Annotated in this window: 2 protein-coding genes and 1 rRNA gene; 1 reads left to right on the top strand and 2 read right to left on the bottom strand. The window is 43.5% G+C overall.

Features of this window, described 5'->3' with window-relative positions; all coding sequences use genetic code 11:
• The first annotated feature begins 18 nt into the window (after nucleotides 1-18).
• A 5S ribosomal RNA gene (rrf, locus tag F6K49_RS39430) occupies nucleotides 19-136 on the top strand.
• Between the two features lie 161 nt (nucleotides 137-297).
• On the opposite strand, the gene F6K49_RS39425 is transcribed toward rrf, so the two are convergent.
• Nucleotides 298-1,077, bottom strand: coding sequence for a pentapeptide repeat-containing protein (locus F6K49_RS39425; RefSeq protein ID WP_293106039.1), 780 nt, complete (start codon nucleotides 1,075-1,077; stop codon nucleotides 298-300).
• Nucleotides 1,078-1,253: 176 nt separating this feature from the next.
• The gene (locus F6K49_RS39420) at nucleotides 1,254-2,624 is read right to left on the bottom strand and encodes a PrsW family glutamic-type intramembrane protease (RefSeq protein WP_293106036.1); all 1,371 of its coding nucleotides are present in this window, start codon (nucleotides 2,622-2,624) and stop codon (nucleotides 1,254-1,256) included.
• Between the last annotated feature and the right edge of the window lie 196 nt (nucleotides 2,625-2,820).

Raw genomic sequence — 2,820 nt, 5'->3', positions numbered from 1 at the left:
AGATGCCCATTCCACCTTCCTGGTGCTTATAGCGCGACGGAACCACACCGACCCCATCCCGAACTCGGAGGTGAAACGTAGCTGCGGCGAAGATAGTTGGTGGGTAGCTGCCTGCTAAAATAGCTCAGTGCCAGGATAATTAATTTAGACTAAAACCTCCTTAGGTAATCTTGACCTGAGGAGGTTTTAGATTTTAGGAAATAGCGATAGTTCTAGGAAATAGGGATAGTTGTGCTTGGCCATCAGCCCACACCTAAAATTTAGCAACTTATTAAAATTTAGCCACTTAAAAGCCACTTAAAACGGAGAAAGAAATCTCAAGAGTATGCTCCCAACCGATGCCAAGGCATTGCCTAAATTAGAACCTCCTTTAGAGGTTGCAGAATTTTGGGCAATTTCTATCCCTTTAACCAAACTCTGTGACGCCTGGTATCCAGGAATATTTCCTTGTTCTTTAAACAGTTCACTAGCAATAGTGCCATCTTGGGTCGCTGCTACTTCCTCTCCAAGTTGGAAACGAGCCATACCACGAGCCAAAAAAGCTGGAGCAAAGTCAGGCTTCATGCTCAAGGTTTTGTCGTAATACTCAATGGCAGTTTTATAGTTACCTCTTTTGGCTTCTACTACTCCCCACGCATAGAAATCTTCTGGGGTACCTGCATAATCTGGAATACCGATGGTTCCTTGTATATAAGCATTACTCAAGCTCACACCATACAATTGGGCATTAACTAAAAACGCTTCCCTCAGGTCAGTACTGAATAAGTTAGCACCAGCAAGATTAGCACCAGCAAGATTAGCACCATTGAGAGAAGCACCACTGAGATTGGCACCACTCAGGTCAGCTCCTGTCAAATTAGCACGGCTGAGATTAGCACGACTCAAGTCAGCCCCAGCGAGATTAGCACCCACTAAGTCAGCCATAATCAAACCTACCCTAGTTAAATCACACCCTTGACACTGTTTGGTTGAGAGTAACTGTTGAGTATGAGCTAGATTTTCAGCTTTAGCAATGGTGCTGATGCTGGTCGTAGTTAGTAAAGCCGCAGTTGTTAAAATTGTGAGTTTGATGTTCATGGAATTGATTGTTCTTCCAACAGCTGCTAATTATGAATTAGCAATTATGAATTATGAAGTGTAAATCCTAGTTGTGGTTAAAGTTTTTAGTTAACGTGATAGGCTAAACTTCTAAACCCCTTTCAATGCTACACTTTAAACCTTACACTTTAAACCTTAAACTTTAATAATTATCCCTAATTTTTAAAAAATTGGGTGGCGAAGTTTTGCGATCGCGTTGGTGACAGTGCCCTTGCTTTGAGAATTGCCGCTGTTAAAAAGACGTAGGACACAACCCCAACTATTGCCAAGAGTATACTATTAACATATCCCATGGCGTTCCACAAGGCATGCAGAGCAGAAGCATTCAGATAGCCAATGCCTATGATCTGCCAACGCTTACGGGGTTTGAGGACGCTTAACCCAATAAAATACCCGAAGTATCCACTATAAGCCATGTGTCCTGCCACTGAGCCAAGAACCCGAGGAATCAGCAACTGCAATCCTAACAGGTGACCGTCCAATTCAGTAGTTGGCAGTATCACATCGTCTATAATATTCGGCACATATTGCCCTAAGGTTTCTACCAAGGTAAATCCCACCCCTGATGCTGTCCCCAATAAAATTCCATCGAGGGGTTCCCAGACACCAATTCTTTCTCGCCAAGGGGTACGCAGCAACTGTCCCAAAGCATATAATCCCAGCACAGGTATAGCCTTGAGCAACTCTTCCATTAACCCAGCACCAAAAAACATCCGGATGAATAAAGTAGTCAAGTTGACAACTTCACCTAGTTGTGGTATATCGCCAGGTAAAATTCCTCGAAAAATATTGATAAATAGGGGCAGCAGCGGACTGATCAAGATTAAGCTGGTGGATAGAGTGCTACCCACCAGCACCCACCAAGGTTTAGGTTTGCCACAAAGTTGGTAAACAAAGTAATAGGCTAATCCTGCCAAGTAGGCAGCTAGCAACAGATTAAAAACTACTGGTTGACCAACTGCAGCAAACATTGATACGACAAAGAGTACAGTCACGATACCAGGAGCCAAAAAAGCTTTCTGATTTAAATCCCGTCCTGTTGAGAAGATGGGAAACAGTTGGGTAAAGGTGACATAATCAGTCTGAGGCTTTGGTATCTTGCTAATCGGTTTTAGGGGTTTTTCTATGGCAATAGTTTGGGATGGGATGGATGGTAAATTAAAGGATGTAGTTACCTCGCACTCAAAGATGAATTTTGGACCATCGTGACCCAACTCAATCCGATCCCCTGAGTGCAATTGCTGACAACCCTGCAAATATTCGCCATTGACATAGGTGCCATTCACACTATCAAGGTCACAAATTTCCCAGCGGGGACAGCCATTTTTTAGAGGGGTCAGAGGGCTAATTACCGCATGACGGCGCGATACGCTGACGTAGCGATAGGGATCTAAGGAAATTTTACAGCTAGGGTCACGTCCAATGACGTTATCCTCTAATTCAGAAAGGGGTAGTAGGGCGAGTATCTCTTTGTTATCACTAGTGGAAAGCTGGCGCAGAAATCCACTGTAAACTTGACCAGTCATTGCTACTTTGGTCGTTATTGGTTATCAGAGTGGGAGAGTTTGAGAGGGAAAAGAATACCCCGTCCTCAAAGGTCTTAAAGTTACCGTAAGGATAGTGGAGCCTTTATGGTTAGTCGGCTATTCATAAAAGGGTTAAAACTTTTTGATTAAGGCTCCACTATCCTAAGGTTTCGTCTCTGAGGATGAATTTTCCCTC

The sequence above is a fragment of the Moorena sp. SIO3I6 genome, from assembly GCF_010672095.1.
The sequence above is the reverse complement of the archived record's forward strand: the minus strand, read 5'-3'. Positions and strand labels throughout refer to the sequence as shown.